Annotated in this window: 17 protein-coding genes; 8 read left to right on the top strand and 9 right to left on the bottom strand. The window is 68.9% G+C overall.

Annotation, left to right across the window (positions count from 1 at the left end):
- Positions 1-74 precede the first annotated feature (74 nt).
- Positions 75-764 (top strand): SWIM zinc finger family protein, encoded by a 690-nt coding sequence (locus tag MXB53_RS02365; RefSeq protein WP_248895603.1) that lies wholly within the window; start codon positions 75-77, stop codon positions 762-764.
- Here MXB53_RS02365 and hjc read toward each other — a convergent pair.
- The 4 genes from hjc to MXB53_RS02345 all read right to left on the bottom strand — a co-directional run bounded on the left by hjc (position 761) and on the right by MXB53_RS02345 (position 5,602).
- Positions 761-1,180: a Holliday junction resolvase Hjc gene (hjc, locus tag MXB53_RS02360; RefSeq protein WP_248895602.1), complete on the bottom strand. Its 420-nt coding sequence runs from the start codon at positions 1,178-1,180 to the stop codon at positions 761-763. The genes MXB53_RS02365 and hjc overlap by 4 nt on opposite strands.
- Positions 1,181-1,229: 49 nt before the next feature.
- Positions 1,230-2,909 (bottom strand): potassium channel family protein, encoded by a 1,680-nt coding sequence (locus tag MXB53_RS02355; RefSeq protein ID WP_248895601.1) that lies wholly within the window; start codon positions 2,907-2,909, stop codon positions 1,230-1,232.
- Positions 2,910-2,972: 63 nt separating this feature from the next.
- Positions 2,973-4,253 carry an adenosylhomocysteinase gene (locus MXB53_RS02350; RefSeq protein ID WP_345779688.1) on the bottom strand — a complete coding sequence of 427 codons (1,281 nt, stop codon included), beginning with the start codon at positions 4,251-4,253 and terminating at the stop codon, positions 2,973-2,975.
- 56 nt (positions 4,254-4,309) lie between these two features.
- The gene (locus tag MXB53_RS02345; protein ID WP_248895599.1) at positions 4,310-5,602 is read right to left on the bottom strand and encodes an amidohydrolase; all 1,293 of its coding nucleotides are present in this window, start codon (positions 5,600-5,602) and stop codon (positions 4,310-4,312) included.
- Positions 5,603-5,683: 81 nt separating this feature from the next.
- Between MXB53_RS02345 and MXB53_RS02340 the strand changes: the two genes are divergently transcribed.
- The 3 genes from MXB53_RS02340 to hisG all read left to right on the top strand — a co-directional run bounded on the left by MXB53_RS02340 (position 5,684) and on the right by hisG (position 8,701).
- Entirely contained in the window at positions 5,684-6,328 is a 645-nt protein-coding gene (locus MXB53_RS02340; RefSeq protein ID WP_248895598.1) for a hypothetical protein, read from the top strand.
- The gene (locus MXB53_RS02335) at positions 6,325-7,626 is read left to right on the top strand and encodes a hypothetical protein (RefSeq protein ID WP_248895597.1); all 1,302 of its coding nucleotides are present in this window, start codon (positions 6,325-6,327) and stop codon (positions 7,624-7,626) included. The genes MXB53_RS02340 and MXB53_RS02335 overlap by 4 nt, the downstream gene beginning before the upstream one ends.
- A gap of 229 nt (positions 7,627-7,855) precedes the next feature.
- Positions 7,856-8,701: an ATP phosphoribosyltransferase gene (hisG, locus tag MXB53_RS02330; RefSeq protein WP_248895596.1), complete on the top strand. Its 846-nt coding sequence runs from the start codon at positions 7,856-7,858 to the stop codon at positions 8,699-8,701.
- Positions 8,702-8,708: 7 nt separating this feature from the next.
- Here the strand turns inward: hisG and MXB53_RS02325 are convergent, their stop codons facing one another.
- Complete coding sequence (locus tag MXB53_RS02325) at positions 8,709-9,731, bottom strand: CPBP family intramembrane glutamic endopeptidase (protein ID WP_248895595.1); 1,023 nt, start codon at positions 9,729-9,731, stop codon at positions 8,709-8,711.
- Between the two features lie 121 nt (positions 9,732-9,852).
- Here MXB53_RS02325 and MXB53_RS02320 point away from each other — a divergent pair, with 121 nt between their 5' ends.
- A complete protein-coding gene (locus MXB53_RS02320) occupies positions 9,853-10,068 on the top strand; it encodes a hypothetical protein (RefSeq protein WP_248895594.1) in 216 nt (71 codons plus the stop codon).
- On the opposite strand, the gene MXB53_RS02315 is transcribed toward MXB53_RS02320, so the two are convergent.
- Both MXB53_RS02315 and MXB53_RS02310 read right to left on the bottom strand, forming a co-directional pair.
- Positions 10,069-10,434 (bottom strand): DUF7473 family protein, encoded by a 366-nt coding sequence (locus tag MXB53_RS02315; protein ID WP_248895593.1) that lies wholly within the window; start codon positions 10,432-10,434, stop codon positions 10,069-10,071.
- 12 nt (positions 10,435-10,446) lie between these two features.
- Positions 10,447-11,007, bottom strand: a complete 561-nt coding sequence (locus tag MXB53_RS02310) for a TATA-box-binding protein (RefSeq protein WP_248895592.1) — start codon at positions 11,005-11,007, stop codon at positions 10,447-10,449.
- A gap of 154 nt (positions 11,008-11,161) precedes the next feature.
- Between MXB53_RS02310 and MXB53_RS02305 the strand changes: the two genes are divergently transcribed.
- Together MXB53_RS02305 and MXB53_RS02300 are read left to right on the top strand one after the other, a co-directional pair.
- Positions 11,162-12,391 (top strand): mandelate racemase/muconate lactonizing enzyme family protein, encoded by a 1,230-nt coding sequence (locus MXB53_RS02305; RefSeq protein WP_248895591.1) that lies wholly within the window; start codon positions 11,162-11,164, stop codon positions 12,389-12,391.
- A gap of 79 nt (positions 12,392-12,470) precedes the next feature.
- Complete coding sequence (locus tag MXB53_RS02300) at positions 12,471-13,439, top strand: TIGR01177 family methyltransferase (protein ID WP_345779687.1); 969 nt, start codon at positions 12,471-12,473, stop codon at positions 13,437-13,439.
- A gap of 13 nt (positions 13,440-13,452) precedes the next feature.
- Here the strand turns inward: MXB53_RS02300 and MXB53_RS02295 are convergent, their stop codons facing one another.
- Entirely contained in the window at positions 13,453-14,043 is a 591-nt protein-coding gene (locus tag MXB53_RS02295; protein ID WP_248895589.1) for a protein sorting system archaetidylserine decarboxylase, read from the bottom strand.
- A gap of 2 nt (positions 14,044-14,045) precedes the next feature.
- A complete protein-coding gene (locus tag MXB53_RS02290; protein ID WP_248895588.1) occupies positions 14,046-15,068 on the bottom strand; it encodes an AAA family ATPase in 1,023 nt (340 codons plus the stop codon).
- Positions 15,069-15,168: 100 nt separating this feature from the next.
- Between MXB53_RS02290 and rnz the strand changes: the two genes are divergently transcribed.
- The gene (gene rnz / locus MXB53_RS02285) at positions 15,169-16,092 is read left to right on the top strand and encodes a ribonuclease Z (RefSeq protein WP_345779715.1); all 924 of its coding nucleotides are present in this window, start codon (positions 15,169-15,171) and stop codon (positions 16,090-16,092) included.
- The last annotated feature ends 33 nt before the right edge of the window (positions 16,093-16,125 follow it).

Below are 16,125 nucleotides of genomic sequence, written 5' to 3'. Positions count from 1 at the left end.
ACGACCGCCCAAACGAGGGTTTAGGTGTATCGAGCGTCTAGTACCGATATCGGAGCGACGGTCGCTCCACACCTATGACGCAATCAGCATACACACCCGCGTCACTGCCGGCAACCCGTTCAAAAACGACGTTCCCCGCCGCGGGAACGGCGGGTCGGGAGCGACGCGCCCGGACCGAACCGATGGTCGTTCGCCCGCTTCGTGACGGCCGCTACGTCGTCGAAACCGATGGCGGAACGTACGTCGTCGCACTCGACGCCGACACTTGCACGTGCCCGGACAGCGAACTGCGCGGCGCCCGCTGTAAGCATCTCCGCCGGGTCGAACTCGAAGTGCGCGAAGGCCTCGTCCCCCGCCCCGGCGAGCGCACCGCCGTCTGTGCGGTGTGTGGCGGGCGCACGTTCGTCCCGACGGGCGAGCGCGGCCCGACTCTCTGTGACCGCCACGGCGTTCGCCCGGGAGCGTTCGTTCGTGACCGCGAAACCGGCGACCGACTCGTCGTCGTCGCGGCGACCGGTGAGCGCGCGGACCGGTTCGAGACGGACGAAGGACGCCTCGTCGCCGACTACCCGACCAACGAGGCCTACGGCGCGCACGAACCCGTCTTCCACGCGGTGTATTTCGACGCGCTCCGCCGTGACGGCGAGGTCAAGCGGTACGCCTTCCCGGCGTCGCGCCTCCAACCGATCGATCCTCGGGCGGACGACCCGACGCCCACGACCGACACTGCGGCCTCGGCCTCGGTGTCGCCGCCGCCCGTCTAACCGTCGAGGCGCGCCTGCGTCGAGTGGCCGACGAGTTCGTCGAGATCAGTCCCGTCAGCCAGCGCCGTCTCCTTTTTGACGCGGTAGTTGCCGCCGTCGGTCACGTAACAGTCGTCGGGGTGGAAGAAATACCAGTCCTCGCGGTCGAACCGGACGGCGATGCGGGCGCTCGCGCCGAAGTTCTGTGCGAAGTAGATCAGCGCCTCGACCTCTTCGCCGGTGAGATAGATGGGGTCGCCGGCGCTGGATTTCGCCTCGATGGCGTAGAACTGCTCGCCGTCACCCGCCAGCACGTCGGGGAGCTCTCGGTCGGTCGCGCTGCCGCTTGCCGGCGCGCGCATGACCGCAAAGCCGGCCTCGTCGAGTTTGTTGACGAGTTCGCGCTCCCGGCGGTCCCCCTTGCGGTTCGCAGACATACGAACGACTGGGCGGTGGTGGGTCTTAAATCGCCGGTTGCGGGCGGCGTCACGCGCCCGGTTCCGTCGGTGACACGTCGAAATGCTTGCGGAACCGCTGTATCGACTCGTCGCTGCCGACGATCGTGATTCGCTCGTCGCCGGTGAACTGCCGGTGGGGATCGATCCGCCCCGAGGGTCCCTCGCCGTCCTCGACGGCGATGACGCGACACCCCGTCTCCTCGTAGATCCCCGAGTCGGCAAGCGTCGTCCCCGCCAGCGGTTCCGCGGAGACGCGGACGATCCGAATCTGACTCGCCGGCGCGAGCACGTCCTCGCCGCGCAGTTCCCGGGCGACCATCCGGGCGCTCACCCGCGGCACCGAGAGGACGTAGTCGGCGCCCGCGCTCAGTGCTTTCCGCGTGGCGTCGGTGTCGCTCACCCGGGCCAGAATCTCGATGTTCGCGTTCAGCGACCGCGCCAGCACCGTGGTCAGCAGCGCCGTGGAGTCGTCCGGCAGCCCGATGATGATGGCGTCTGCCGTCTCCACGCCCGCTTCCCGGAGTGTCTCCTTCGATCCGGCGTCGCCGACGACGTCGATATCGTCGCCGTCCTCGATGTCGATGGTGATGGATTCGATCCCTGATTCGTCGACGACCGACCGCGCGGCCTGGCCGACCTCCCCCTGTCCGGCGAGGACGATCCGATCGTGACTCCGCACGCCGCGCGCCGGCCGAGTGAACTCGCTGAGCGCCTCCATCGCCTCGTGACTGCCCGAGACGAGCAACACCGTGTTCGGCCGGATGATCGCGTCGGGGTCGGGCGGCAACTGGAGTTCGCCGTCGATCCAGGCGCCGATGATGTTCGCGCCCGTCCGTTCCCGGACGTTCGAGTTGCGGATCCGCGTCCCGAGCAGTTGGCTCCCCTGGGCGACCGGAATCTCCGCCACTTCCATGTCGGCGCCGAGATCGATCGTATCCGTCAACTCCGAACTGAACGAGGAGACGGCCTTCTCCGCGAGCCGATGCCCCAGCACGCCGTGTGGCGACAGCACGCTGTCCGCACCGGTTTCCAGCAATACGCTCCGCATATCGCTGTCGTCCGTGAGCGCGATGATGTCGACGTCCGATCGGACCGATCGGACCGTCAGGATGGTGTTGACGTTCGCGTCGCCCGCGTCCGTGATGACCGCTCGGGCGGTGTCGATACTGGCGCGCTCGAAGGCGGTCGCGTCCTGTGGGGAGCCGTGGATGGCGGCGTATCCCTCGTCGGAGAGCGATTTTGCGCCCGCCTCGTCGGACGAGATCAGGACGTAGTCGATGCCGAGTTCTTCGAGTTCGTCGAGGAGTACGGCGGAGTCTCGGCGGTACTCACAGACGATGACGTGGTCTTCTTTCGGCGTGAGTCGGGAGTCGAGGTCGACCTCGGCCCCGGTGAAGAGAGGGATGATGATGAGCCGGAGCGTAAAGAAGCCGATCCCGATGCCGGAAATCTGGGCCAGCACTACGAACAGGAACATCAGGGGATGGCTCCAGATGCCCGAATCCTGGCCGTAGCCGGTCGTTGTCATCGTCTGGACGATGAACTCGAACGACGCGAAGATGGACTGGTCGACACCCTCGAGTCGAGCCATCGCGACGTTGTACGTGATCGTGTACAGACAGACGAGGAGCGCGAGGCCGACGAGGTAGTAGAGGATGAGCCGGTCTCGTCGGGAGAGTTCCGAGAGCCGGGACGGGAGTGACACCATCGATGTGTTCCGATTCCGGTGGCGCCGGCAAATATGTGTGGTGCGACGCGGACGGTCAGCCGCTCAGGTCCCGTGGCCCCACGAGTCCATGTACTCGCGCTGCTCGTCGCTCAACTCGTCGATGGCGACGCCCTCGGCGTCGAGTTTCACCTCGGCGACTTCGCGGTCGAGTTCGTCCGGCACCTCGTGGACGCCCGCGTCGTAGGCGTCGGGGTTGGCGGCGAGTTCGCGCACGCAGACGGCCTGCACGCCGAAGCTCTGGTCCATCACTTCCACCGGGTGGCCCATTGAGAGCGGGCCGGCGAGGTTGACGAGTCGTCCCTCCGCGAGGACGTTCAGGCGGCGCCCGTCGGGGAGAGCGTACTCCGTCACGCCGTCCCGGACCTCGCGGGTAAACTCCGCCATGGCATCGAGTTCGTCGAGGTTGATCTCCACGTCGAAGTGGCCGGCGTTCGCGAGGACGACGCCGTCGGCCATCCGCTCGAAATGCTCTTCGCGAATGACGTCGCGGTTGCCCGTCGTCGTCACGAAGATGTCCCCCTCGCTCGCCGCCTCCGCCATGGGCCGGACCTCGTGGCCCTCCATGTGGGCTTCGAGCGCGCGCCGGGGGTCGACTTCCGTCACGACGACGTCGGCGTTCATCCCGTCGGCCTTCTTCGCGACGCCGCGGCCACAGTAGCCGTAGCCCGCGACGACGACCGTCTTCCCCGCGATGGCGAGGTTGGTCGTCGCCGCGATGTTCGTGAGCGCGGACTCGCCGGTGCCGTGGACGTTGTCGAACAGCGTCTTCATCGGCGTGTCGTTGACGGCGAACATCGGATACTTGAGCGCGCCGTCGTCGGCCATCGACCGCAGGCGGTGGACGCCGGTGGTCGTCTCCTCGCAGCCACCCTTGAGCTGCGGGATGAGATCGGGGTGTTCCTTGTGAATGTGGGTCACCATGTCGGCGCCGTCGTCGACGGTGATTGTGGGATCGACGCCGATGGTCGCCTCGATGCCGTCGTAGTACTCCTCGGTATCGACGCCGTGGGCGGCGTAGGAGGTGACGCCGTCGACGGCGTTGAGCGCCGCACTCACGTCGTTCTGCGTCGAGAGGGGGTTACACCCCGTGATGGCGACCTCAGCGCCGCCGATCGCGAGGAGTTCGACCAGGACGGCCGTCTTGGCCTCGACGTGCATCGCCATGGCGATCCGTTCGCCGTCGAGGGGTTGCTCCGCGGAGAACGACTCGCGGAGTTCGGCCAGGATCGGCATGTGGGCTTCGGCCCAGTCCATCTTCCGCCGACCCTCGGCTCGGGCGGTCTCGGGGTCGTCGAGACGCTCGTCTATCGTGACGTGGCTCATACCTCCCATAGCGAGAGACGTGGCAAAACCCTACCGTCTCCGTCGCCCGCCGAGGATCAGACCTCGGCCCGATCCAGCAGATCCCGCGCGTGCTCGCTCGCCCGTTCCATCACGCGCACCTCGTCGAGGGTCAGCACCTCGCGGTCCCGCATCAGCACGCGCCCGTCACAGACCGTATGGCGCACGTCGGATCCCCGGGCGGCGTAGGCGAGGTGGCTCACCAGGTCGTGATCCGGCGTCAGGTGTGGCACGTCGAGGTCGAGCACCGCGAGGTCCGCGTTGGCGCCCGCCTCGAGACGCCCCGAATCGATGCCCAACACGTCGGCACCGCCGGCCGTCGCCATCCGCACGACGGCGGGTGCGGCGACCGCGCTCGGGTCGTCGGCCGCGAGTTTCCCGAGCATCGCGGCGTCCCGCATCTCGTCGAACAGGTCGAGGTCGTTGTTCGACGCCGGGCCGTCGGTCCCCAGTCCCACCGCGACGCCGGCGTCGAACAGTCGCTGGACCGGCGCCATCCCCGACGCGAGTTTCATGTTCGAGGCGGGGCAGTGGACGACGCCCGTCCCCGTCTTCGCGAGCAGGTCGATCTCGGTCTCGTCGAGGTGGACGCCATGGGCGAGAAAGTCGCGCTCGCGGCACATCCCGAGGTCGTCGGCCCACTCCAGCGGGCGCATCCCGCGCTCCTCGACGATCGGCTCCACTTCGTCGACCGTCTCGTTGGCGTGGTAGTGGAGGGGGACGCCGGCCTCGACGGCCTCCTCCGCGGCCAGTTCGAGCAACTCGGGGGTGACCGTGGTGAGACTGTGTGGCATCACCGCTGTCGACACCCGGCCGTCGGCCGCGCCGTCGAACCGCCGGGCCATCTCGACGCTCTCCTCGATGTCGGCGCGGGCCGCCTCGTCGTCCTTGCCCGCGGCGATGGCGCCGTGGCCGAGCACCGCCCGACAGCCCGCTCGCTCCACCACGTCGACCGTGCGGTCGATTTCGAAGTACATGTCGGCGAAGGCGGTCGTCCCCGACCGGATCATCTCCAGAACGCCGAGTTCGGCGCCGGCCGCGATATCCTCGGGCGTGAGCGCCGCTTCGACCGGCCAGATATCCTCGCGGAGCCACGTCTCCAGTGGCTTGTCGTCGGCGTAGCCGCGCAGGAGCGTCATGGCGGCGTGGGTGTGCGCGTTCACCAGCCCCGGGATGACGAGGCCGTCAGTGGCGTCGAGTTCGTCGTCGGCGTCGAACGCGTCGCCGACGGCCATAATTTCCCCGGCGTCGCAGTCGAGGAGGACATCGGCGTCGACGACGGTCATGTCCGGGCGGAGGACGCGCCCGCCCCGAATCGCAAGCGTCTGCATATCCGCTCTCTCGCTCCCGTCCGGGTTAAGCCACCGGGATTTCGGAAAGACATTTGCCGGTCGGCCGAGCACGTCACGACGATGCCCTCCCTGACCCGCAGACGCGCCCTCCACGGAGTAGTAGCCCTCCTCGCCGGCGTCGCCGGCTGTGCCGGCGAGCAGTCGGCGGGGTCGAGTTATCCCCCAGAATCGATCGAGAACGTCGATCTGGATCCGGACTCGTACAGCCTGCGACACGCCGAGCGAACGCCCGTCGTCTGGTCCGGCGAGCAGCCGACGCCCGTGACTGAAACCGAGGCCGAGACCCGCTGGCATCTGCGACATCACCTGCTCGTCGCCGACGCCAGCGACGCCGCCGATATCTCGTTCGCCGATATCGAGCGCGCCGGCGACGCGCGCGCCTTCCTCGACGCCACCGACTACGACGCGGCGACGGTGTACGTCGAACAGACGCCCGTCGAGGAGTGTTTCGAAAACGAACTCTGTCACGTCCGTTGGTCAGAGACGGAGGTGACGACGAGTTACGCCCGCCGCTACCGCGACGCCGACGTGGCCTGCGAGACGGGCGCCGAGGACGTCGTGGCGACGCTGATACGAATCCCCGCGACGCTCGATCCGAGCGAGGTCAGCGGCTACGGGTCGAGTCGCGGCTCCGCCTCCTGCGCGCGGCGCAACGAGCGGATCCGCCGTCAGCGGCAGGCCCGCAACGGGAGTGACCGACGGTGACCGATCTGACCCGACGCGGCGCGCTCGCCGTGCTCGGTGCGCTCGCGGGCTGTGGCGCGACGAACCCCCTCGGCGCCGACGAGTCGATCGAACTCGACGGCGCGGCGTTGCGCGCGCTCGCCGTCGCCGACGCACCGACCATCCCCCACCGTCTCCCCGTCGACATCGAGCAGTCGCATCTCGCGGCCGCACAAGGGCGGGCGGAGACGCTTCTCGATGCAGTGCCTGCTACCCTTTCTCCCGCAGAGATTCCGAACGGTGCGATCCGAGAACGAGTGCAGGGCGCCCGCGACCACGCCGCCGAAAGCCTCGAACAGGCACGGGAGCGAACCGCGCCGTTCGAACGACTCGACGCGCTCGGCGACGCCCGGGCCGACGCCCGCTTCGCCGCCGACGCGTGGCGGGCCATCGACGAGGGCTTGACGCGCGACGACCTGTCCTCGGCGGCCGCGGCCATCCGCGACGACCGCGCGGCGCTCCACGACCGATGGGCGTACGTCGGCGGTGACCCCGTGGACGCGACGCTGGTTCACGCCGCGATCGAACGGCGTCTCGACTCGGCGCAGGCCAACGCCACCCTGAGCGACCCGCATCGCTACCGCTCGGGCAACCCGCTCGGCGTCGGCGAGGCGGGCGAGGAACTCGAACGCGCGCGCGTCGCCGTCGACGACGCCGCCCACTTCTACGACCGCTATACGCGCGCGTTGGACGATCCGACCGATCTGCGCGCCCGACTGCAGGCGGCCCAGGAGGATCTGTCCGACGCGTTCGAAACGGAGCGCGAAGCGATCGAGGTCGCCGATCCGGATCGGCCCTGGGAAGTCGCCGACAGCGATATCGAAGACACGCCCGCAGCCGAGGCGTTACAGGACCTCGCCCGCCCGCTCCGGGCGGAAGTCGGCGGGAACCAGTTCGACGAAGGCGTGGCGCGGCCGCTGCTGTGGGTTCACGGCTCGCTCATCGATCTGCGGGCGTTCCGGGCGCTCCGCGATCGCGTCCAGTCCGGGGAGACGTTCGCCATCGAGTCCGTCGACGACGTGGCGGCGATGCGGACGGCGGCCATCGAGGCGCTCAACGCGGCCAACGAGAACCCGGGGGTGCCCGCGCTGACGCGGGAGACGCTCGCCAATCTGTCCTCCCGGCTGCGAGACCCCGAGGCAACCCTGTCGAACGCCGAGGGCGATGTCCGGGCAGCGTCGCTGCGGTACGACACCGCGACGTATCTCACCGTGATGGCGCGGGCCCGAGCGACGCCCCCCGAGAGCGAGCGGGTCGCCACAGCGTTGCGGTCGGGATAGCGCATCGAGGCCTCGCTCCCGATGGTCGCTCTCTCCCGCCCCGCCGCTCCACGGCTCGCGCTGCTCGCCGTTCCGCATCGAGGCCTCGCTCCCGATGGTCGCTCTCTCCCGCCCCGCCGCTCCACGGCTCGCGCTGCTCGCCGTTCCGCATCGAGGCCTCGCTCCCGATGGTCGCTCGGCCTCGCACCCAACGAAAAGCAATTCACCCGGCAGCGAGACGTGTCCGACGATGCGCATAGCCGTCCCCAACAAGGGCCGACTGCACGATCCGTCGATCGACCTGCTCGAACGCGCCGGCCTCCACCTCGAAGGCGGCGCCGAGCGGAAACTCTACGCGGACACGGTCGACCCTGACGTGACCGCGCTCTTTGCCCGCGCCGCCGACATCCCCGAGTACATCGCGGACGGCGCGGCCGCGGTGGGGATCACGGGCCTGGATCAGGTCCGCGAGTCGGGCCACGACCTGGTGGAACTGCTCGACCTGGAGTTCGGTCAGTGTCGCCTCGTCGTCGCCGCGCCCGAAGACGGCGCTATCGAGACGGTGGCCGACCTCGCGGGCGGTACCGTCGCCACCGAGTTTCCGACCATCACCCGGAACTTCTTCGCGGAACAGGGCGTCGACGCCGATGTCGTCGAGGTGACGGGCGCGACCGAACTCACGCCCCACGTCGACATGGCGGACGCCATCGTCGACATCACGTCGACGGGGACGACCCTGCGGGTGAATCGCCTGGCCGAAATCGCCGAGGTGCTGTCGAGTTCGGTCCGCCTCTTTGCCCACCCCGACACCGCCGACGATCAGAAGGTCCAGCAGTTGGTGACGGCCTTCGAATCCGTCCTGGCCGCCGAGGACCGCCGGTATCTGATGCTGAACGTCCCCGAGGACCGCCTCGACGACGTACGCGACGTGCTGCCGGGGATGGGCGGGCCGACAGTGATGGACGTGGCGGGCACCGACGACGTGGCCGTCCACGCCGTCGTCGAGGAGCGCGCGGTCTTCAGCGTCATCAACGATCTCAAGGCGATGGGCGCGAGCGACATCCTCGTCACCGAAATCGAGCGGCTGGTGGAGTGAGGGCGGTTCAGTCCCGCTCGTCGGGCGTCGGTTCCCACCGCGTGCCGTCGATGTCCTCTCGTCCCTCCCGGAGGTCGGGCGTCGTCACACCCGGTGCGATCCCCCGGTCTCCCGTCCGCCACCGCACCCAGGCAGCGATGGCGGCGCTTCCCAGACCCATCGCGCCGACGCCGATCAGGCCTGCTTCCGGGCCGAACGTCCCGCCCGTGAGGAGGCGCGGTCCGTCTCGCTGGATCGCGACGACGCTCGTCTCGATGCCGAGACCGGAGACGGGAAAGCCGTAGACGCCGCCCTGAAACAGGTTCCAGGTGGTGTGCAGGCCGATCGGAATCGCGAGATCGCCGGTCAGGACGTACCCCACCGCCAGCATGCCGCCCGCGAGGACGATGGCGCCTGTGCTCAGGAGCGTCGCGTTGGGGTTGCTCGCGTGGGCGAGGCCGAAGACGACCGACGAGATGGCGACGCCACCACCCACGGCGGCGCCGTCGCCGACCCAGCCGACCAGTCCCTCCGCGGCGTTCGTCAGAAGATACCCCCGCGCGAGCAGTTCCTCGTAGCCCCCGACGGCGACGAAGGCCACGACGAGACCCAGAAACCGGACGAGGAAGTCGGCGTCCATTGCGGCGATCCCCGTCACGCGCGTCCAGCCGGCGGCCACCTCAACGGCGAACACGAGCGTCATCAGGAGGGCGCCGAGCAGGAGGCCGAACCCGCAGTCGAGCCACCAGCCACGGTCCAGGTGGAAGCCGAAATCCCGCAGGTGCCGACGGTCGATGTAGCGCCCCGCGATCAGGACGGCGAGCGTGACGACGCCGGCCACGAGGACGATACCGGCGACGGCGCTCACCGTCGTGGCGACGACATCGCCGAACACGGCGGCGAGACGGGCGCGCAGGCCGCCGACCTCGACGCTCGCGCCGAGACTCGTGCCGAGCGCGAGCAGGACGGTGACGACGGTCAGCAGGACGACCCGCAGTGGCGCCCGAGGACGACGCTCCCTGTCGTTCCACACCAGCGTCCGCGGATCCATCGCTTGCATCTCCGGCGTGGCACGATATAGGCGTCGGGGATTGAACCGCTCTAGACGACAGCGGGAAAATATAATGAATATATACGAAACTTATGTGTCTATTGAGAACGTCTACCACGATATGGGGTCGATAACCACCGGTCCACTGGCGTTCGACTCGCCACTCGACACGGTCGACACCTGTATCACAGCGGGCGGCGCCGTCGGGTTACTGACCTACGTGGCGGGGCTGGCGCTCGGGAACGTCGAGGCGGCGACGACGGGTGTCGCCGTCGGCATCGTCTGTGTCGTCTGTGTTCTCACCTTTCGGAGCGTGCGCACCGCGACGGGTGTGTAGTCACCCCGGCGCCGACTGGACGAGGACATAGAGGCTGAAGAGGACGCTCCCGAGGATGACGCTCACGACGGCGTGAATCGCGGTGACGGCGGCGGTCAGACGCCGATCCAGCGCGTATACGGAGCGGAGCAACAGGGCATCGACCACGACGGCCACGGCGACGGCGGGGAGCGAGGGCAGGTCGAGCGCGCCGGCAGCGACGGCGATGGCGGCCGGGAGCGGCCCGATCAGAAAGGCGTTTCTGATCGGTACGTCGCCGAGGACGTTCCGCGCGGCGAGATGCGCGCTCAGCGACAGGAACAGCGCCAGTAGCGCCGCGGTGCCGGCGACGGCGAGTGGCGTCGCCGCGGTCTGAAGGAGGGCCATCGACTGGGCTGATTATTCCAGGAGACCGAGTTCTTCGAGACGAGTGACGATGACGTCGACGGCTTCCGCGGCGTCTTCCGGCTGTTTCCCGCCCGTGATGACGAGTTTGCCGGAGCCAAAGAGCAGCGCGACCACGTCCGGTTCGTCGAGTCGGTAGACTAGACCGGGGAACTGCTCGGGTTCGTACTCGATGTTTTCGAGGCCGAGGCCGATGGCGATGGCGTTCAGATTGAGATTGCGGCCGAGGTCCGCGCTCGTGACGATGTTCTGGACCGTGATGTCGGGGTCTTCGTCCACATTGATGCGGAGGTCACGGAGTTTATCGAAGACGATGTGGAGGCTCTCGTGGACATCGTCGGTCGACTTCGCGCCGGTACAGACGATCTTCCCCGATCGAAAGATGAGGGCTGCCGATTTGGGATCCTGCGTCCGATACACCAGCCCGGGAAACTGCTCGGGGTCGTAATCCGCCCCTTCGAGGTCCATCGCGACGCTCTGGAGGTCGAGTTCCTGTCCGATGCCGGTCGACGCAACCACGTTCTCGATATTTATGGTCTCCTTGGGGTCGGTCATAACACGACTTAAGTGTCGTATTTAAGGGTTAAAAAGATTGGTGTCCTGTCGGATCGCGGATAGTTGCGGTGTCGGGCGGTCGACACCCGCCGCTCAGTCGCCGACCTCCGGCGCTCGCGAAGAGTTTTCAGCCGTCCCGTCGATTGCCGCCCACATGAGCTATCGGCAGCTATCCGACCCGAACGCGTCGTACACGATGCGGGACCTCTCCGCGGAGACGATGGGGCTCTCGGACTCACGTGGCGACCGCGATATCGAGATTACGGACGTCCAGTCGACCATCGTCGAGGGGAACTACCCGTGGGCACTCGTTCGCGTGTACACGAACGCTGGCGTCGTCGGCACCGGCGAAGCGTACTGGGGCGGCGCGCTGCCGGAACTCATCGACCGCCTGACGCCCTTTCTCCTCGGGGAGAACCCGCTCGACATCGACCGCCTCTACGAGCATCTGATCCAGAAACTGTCGGGTGAAGGTTCCATCGCGGGCAAGGATGTCGCCGCCATCTCGGGGGTCGAACTCGCCCTGCACGACGTCGCCGGGAAGGTGCTCGACGTTCCCGCGTACCAACTGCTCGGCGGCAAGTACCGCGACGAGGTTCGCCTCTACTGTGACTGCCACACGGAGGCCGAGGCCGACCCCGCGGCCTGTGCCGACGAAGCCGAACGCGTCGTCGACGACCTGGGGTACGACGCGCTCAAGTTCGACCTCGACGTTCCCTCCGGCCACGAACGCGATCGCGCCAACCGCCACCTGAACCGCGCCGAAATCGAACACAAAGCCGAAATCGTCGAGCGAGTCACGGAACGGGTCGGCGACCGGGCCGAGGTCGCGTTCGACTGCCACTGGTCGTACACCGCCGGGAGCGCGAAACGCCTGGCACGCGCCCTCGAACCCTACGACATCTGGTGGCTCGAAGATCCGGTTCCGCCCGAAAACCACGATGTCCAGCGAGAGATCACCCAGGGCACGACGGTTCCCATCGCCACCGGCGAGAACGTCTATCGGACCTTCGGCCAGCGCCGCCTGCTCGAGGAGTCCGCGGTCGACATCGTCGCCCCGGACGTGCCACGCGTCGGCGGGATGCGCGAGACGCGAAAGATCGCAACGCTCGCCGATCTCTACTACGTCCCGGTCGCGATGCACAACGTCTCCTCGCCCATCGGCACCGCGGCGTCGGCCCACGTCGCCACCGCCATTCCCAACGCGCTCGCCGTGGAGTTCCACTCCTACGAACTGGACTGGTGGGCGGACCTGATCGAGGAGGAGCCGATCGACGACGGCTACGTCCCGATCCCCGAGTCGCCCGGCCTCGGCGTCACGCTCGACCTGGATGTCGTCGCCGAGCATCTGGCCGAGGGACAGACGCTGTTCGACGAGGACTGATCCCGTCGTCCCGTTCTCCCGACGCTTCGCCACTCGCGGCTTCGGTAGCCTCATGCCCGCGGCCGCCGAACCATTTGGCGTGTACGGTCTCGAACTCGCTGGCGAGGACGACGCCTTCGCGGCGCGGGAGGCGGCGTGTGCAGCGCGGGATGTCGAGGTAGTCGCCCCCGGCCTCGCGACGGCTCGCGGCGTCGACACCGATCGCTTCCGGACGCTCGCGTACACCCACCGCGCGATCCACCTGCTCGGCCAGTGTGCGGCGAGCGTCGACGCGGCGCGAGCGGTCGTGGACGCCGCGTCGCTCTCGCGGTCGGGCACCGTCGCCGTCCGGGCGCGCGACGTGCGCTCGACGGCAGGCGTCGACACCCGGCGCGCCGAGCGGGCGCTCGGTGCCACCCTCGTCGACCGTGGTTTCGATGTCGACCTCGACGACCCCGACCACGAACTCCGGGTGCTCTTTGCGGCCGACACCTGTCTCGTCGGCTGGCTCGTCGCGGAGAGCGTCCGCGACTACGGGGCGCGCCGACCCACGGACCGCCCCTTCTTCCAGCCGGGGAGTATGGCGCCGCTGGACGCCCGCGCGCTCGTCAACCTGACCGGCGTCGAGCCCGGCGAAACCCTCCTCGATCCGATGTGTGGCACGGGCGGCGTGCTGATCGAGGCGGGTCTCGTGGGTGCCCACGCCGTCGGCGTCGACGCGCAACGAAAGATGGTCCGGGGCGCCCGCGAGAACCTGCGGGCACATCTCGACACCGACTTCGACCTCGTTCGCGGCGACGCGAGCCGGCTCCCGCTCGCCGACGACGCGGTCGCAGGCGTCGTCTTCGACGCGCCGTACGGCCGGCAGTCGAAAATCGCCCGGCACTCGCTGTCCGACCTCGTCTCGGGCGCGCTCGCGGAAGCTCACCGGGTGGCGCCGCGGGCGGTCGTCGTCGCCGACCGGTCGTGGGTCGAGGCCGCGCGGGCGGCGGGCTGGACCGTCGAAACCACGTTCGAGCGCCGGGTCCACCGGTCGCTCACGCGGCACATTCTCCTGTTGGAGCGGTGAGCGGCGCCCCGCGTCACTCCCGTTGCGCGACGACTGTCTCACCTGCGCGCACCGTCTCGCCTTCGGCCACTAGCACGTCCTCGCGGCCGTATTCGGGCGGCAGGAGGATGTCTGCCCGGCTGCCGAAGGCGATGTGTCCGACCCGGTCGCCGCGCGCCACGTCTTCCTCGGGCGCGACGTAGGGGTAGATGCGCCGCGCGAACCACCCCGCGATCATCGACAGTTCGGCGTCGCCGAGGGCGATATCGACCCGCTCGTTGCGGTCGGACTCCTTCGAGAACGCGGGGCGGTGTGCGCCCGGGCGGTGGGTGAGCGCCGTGACGGTGCCCGACAGCGGCGCCCGGAGGACGTGGACGTCGGTGACGTTCATGAACACGCCGACGCGGAGGCGGTCATCCTCTTCGCGGACGACGGAGACGCGGCCGTCGGCGGGCGAGACGACGCCGTTCGGCGGTGGCGACCGTTCGGGGTCACGGAAGAACCAGCAGACGAAGCCGCCCAGCGCGAGCGCGAGCGCACCCAGCGGCGGCGAGAGCACGGCGAGCGGAACGGCCGCGACGAGCGGCGGGAGCGCGAACCGCCGCGCACCGGGAGCCAGACGCATCGTCAGGCCCCCGTCCCGGGATCGTCCTGGACGCTCCACGTCGCGAGCAGGTGCGTGAGATGGAGGCGGTCGTCCGTGCCGGTCACCAGGTCGAGGTCGATGTCGCCCGCAAGGCGGTGGAGGCGCGCGAGGTCGTCGCCGCTGTACTGCTTGCGCGCGGCGGCTAGGAGGTCTTCGAGCAGCGACTGGCCGTCGTAGCCCTCGTCGTCGAGCAGGGTGCCGACGGTCTTGCGCGCGTCGGCCAGGTCGCCGGCCGCCGCGTCCTGCAGGATCGATTCGAGTGCGTCGTCGTGACCCACGTCACGCACCGTCTCGTGGACCGTCGCCATCGTCACCTCGTCCGCCTGGGTCGCGGTGGTCTGGGCGGCCAGGATCGCCCGCCGGAGGTCGCCGTCGGCGTAGCCCGCCAGGAACTCCAGGCCGTCGTCGTCGTAGTCCACGTCCTCCGCGGCGAGGATGTCGTCGAGGACGGCCTCGATTTCGGCGGCCGTCGGCGCCCGCACCGGCACCGGGAAACACCGGGATCGGATGGGGGCGATGAGCGTCGACGGCTGGCGCGTGACGAGGACGAACTGCGTGGTGCGGTGGTACTGCTCCATCACGCGGCGGAGCGCCTGCTGGAAGTCCTCGCGGATCGCCTCGGCGTTGTCGAGGACGATGGTCTTGTAGTCACCCGAAACGGGGGCGTAACTCGCCGACTCCTTCAGCACGCGGTTGATCATGTCGCGTTTCGCCATCCGGGAGCGACCGGTGAGGAACTGCTCGAACCGAGGGTCGTTCTTGATCTCCTTTTTCGTCCGGTCGAAGAAGTCGGCGACGTTGATCTCCACGAGGTCGTTCGCCGGGTCGGCGTGGGCCTCGTTCGCGAGCGCTCGCACCGCGGCCGTCTTGCCCGACCCCGGCGGCCCCTGCACGACGAGGTTCATCGGCTCGTCGACCGCGCGCTGGAGGCGGTCGCGGACCGACTCCTGTGGCAGATCCTCGAGGCTCGGCGCGTGCGTCTCGGTCCACAGCGGAGCGTCCATCGTCCGTCTCTAGCGGGTCGGGGACCAAGAATCCCGCTATCCCTCGTCGGCCCACACCGACACGGGTTTATCGCCGCCGCCCGCAGTCGGGAGTATGTCGATGCGTGTGACGTTTCTCGGCACCAGTGGGGCCGTCCCGACGACCCAGCGAGCGCCGAGCGCCGTCCACGTCAACCGCGAGGGCGACCGCTTCCTGTTCGACTGCGGCGAGGGCACCCAGCGCCAGATGATGCGCTTCGGGACCGGCTTCGGCGTCTCCCACATCTTCGTCACGCATCTCCACGGCGACCACATCCTCGGCATCCCTGGCCTCGTGCAGTCGCTCGATTTCAACGACCGCACGGAGCCGCTGGCGATACACGCCCCCCCGCGATCGCGCGAACACCTCTCCGAACTGGTCCACGCCGGCGGCTACCAGCCCGGCTACCCCGTCCGCATCCACGAGGTGTCGCCGGGGTCGGTGGCCTACGAGGCCGAGTCCTTCGAGGTCCGGACCGTCGAAACCGAACACCGCACCCGCTCGATGGGGTACGCGTTGGTCGAGGATGACCGCCCCGGGCGATTCGACCGGGAACGCGCCGAGGAGCTCGGCGTGCCCGTCGGGCCGAAGTTCAGCCGGCTCCACGAGGGCGAACCGGTCGAACTCGACGACGGGCGCGTCATCCAGCCGGAGCAGGTGGTCGGCGAGCCGCGTCCCGGTCGACGGCTGGTCTACACGGGCGATACCCGGCCGGTCGAGGCCGTCGTCGAGGCGGCGACCGACGCCGACCTCCTGATCCACGACGCGACGTTCGCCGAGGACGCGAGCCAGCGGGCCAAACAGACGGGGCACGCCACCGCTCGCGAAGCGGGCGAAATCGCGACCCGCGCCGGCGCCAAACGCCTCGCCCTGACCCACCTCTCCTCCCGATACGCCGGCGAGTGGGACCGCCTCGAACGCGAGGCGGCAGCCGTCTTCGACGGCGACTCGTTCGTCGCGAGCGACGGCCAGACCGTCGAGGTACCGTATCCGGACGTCGGCTAGTCCGTAACCATCAACCTGCTCGCCGGCGACGAA

It is taken from the genome of Haloplanus sp. XH21 (assembly GCF_023276355.1).
GTDB lineage: Archaea > Halobacteriota > Halobacteria > Halobacteriales > Haloferacaceae > Haloplanus > Haloplanus halobius.
This window is presented reverse-complemented; position numbering and strand designations above follow the sequence as displayed.

Coding starts and splice junctions, on each gene's coding strand:
- MXB53_RS02355 (WP_248895601.1), bottom strand. CDS start 2,909: ATGGTGTCACTCCCGTCCCGGCTCTCGGAACTCTCCCGACGAGACCGG.
- hisG (WP_248895596.1), top strand. CDS start 7,856: ATGCGCATAGCCGTCCCCAACAAGGGCCGACTGCACGATCCGTCGATC.
- MXB53_RS02340 (WP_248895598.1), top strand. CDS start 5,684: ATGCCCTCCCTGACCCGCAGACGCGCCCTCCACGGAGTAGTAGCCCTC.
- MXB53_RS02325 (WP_248895595.1), bottom strand. CDS start 9,731: ATGGATCCGCGGACGCTGGTGTGGAACGACAGGGAGCGTCGTCCTCGG.
- MXB53_RS02315 (WP_248895593.1), bottom strand. CDS start 10,434: ATGGCCCTCCTTCAGACCGCGGCGACGCCACTCGCCGTCGCCGGCACC.
- MXB53_RS02290 (WP_248895588.1), bottom strand. CDS start 15,068: ATGGACGCTCCGCTGTGGACCGAGACGCACGCGCCGAGCCTCGAGGAT.
- MXB53_RS02310 (WP_248895592.1), bottom strand. CDS start 11,007: ATGACCGACCCCAAGGAGACCATAAATATCGAGAACGTGGTTGCGTCG.
- MXB53_RS02365 (WP_248895603.1), top strand. CDS start 75: ATGACGCAATCAGCATACACACCCGCGTCACTGCCGGCAACCCGTTCA.
- MXB53_RS02295 (WP_248895589.1), bottom strand. CDS start 14,043: ATGCGTCTGGCTCCCGGTGCGCGGCGGTTCGCGCTCCCGCCGCTCGTC.
- MXB53_RS02320 (WP_248895594.1), top strand. CDS start 9,853: ATGGGGTCGATAACCACCGGTCCACTGGCGTTCGACTCGCCACTCGAC.
- MXB53_RS02345 (WP_248895599.1), bottom strand. CDS start 5,602: ATGCAGACGCTTGCGATTCGGGGCGGGCGCGTCCTCCGCCCGGACATG.
- MXB53_RS02305 (WP_248895591.1), top strand. CDS start 11,162: ATGAGCTATCGGCAGCTATCCGACCCGAACGCGTCGTACACGATGCGG.
- rnz (WP_345779715.1), top strand. CDS start 15,169: ATGCGTGTGACGTTTCTCGGCACCAGTGGGGCCGTCCCGACGACCCAG.
- MXB53_RS02350 (WP_345779688.1), bottom strand. CDS start 4,253: ATGAGCCACGTCACGATAGACGAGCGTCTCGACGACCCCGAGACCGCC.
- hjc (WP_248895602.1), bottom strand. CDS start 1,180: ATGTCTGCGAACCGCAAGGGGGACCGCCGGGAGCGCGAACTCGTCAAC.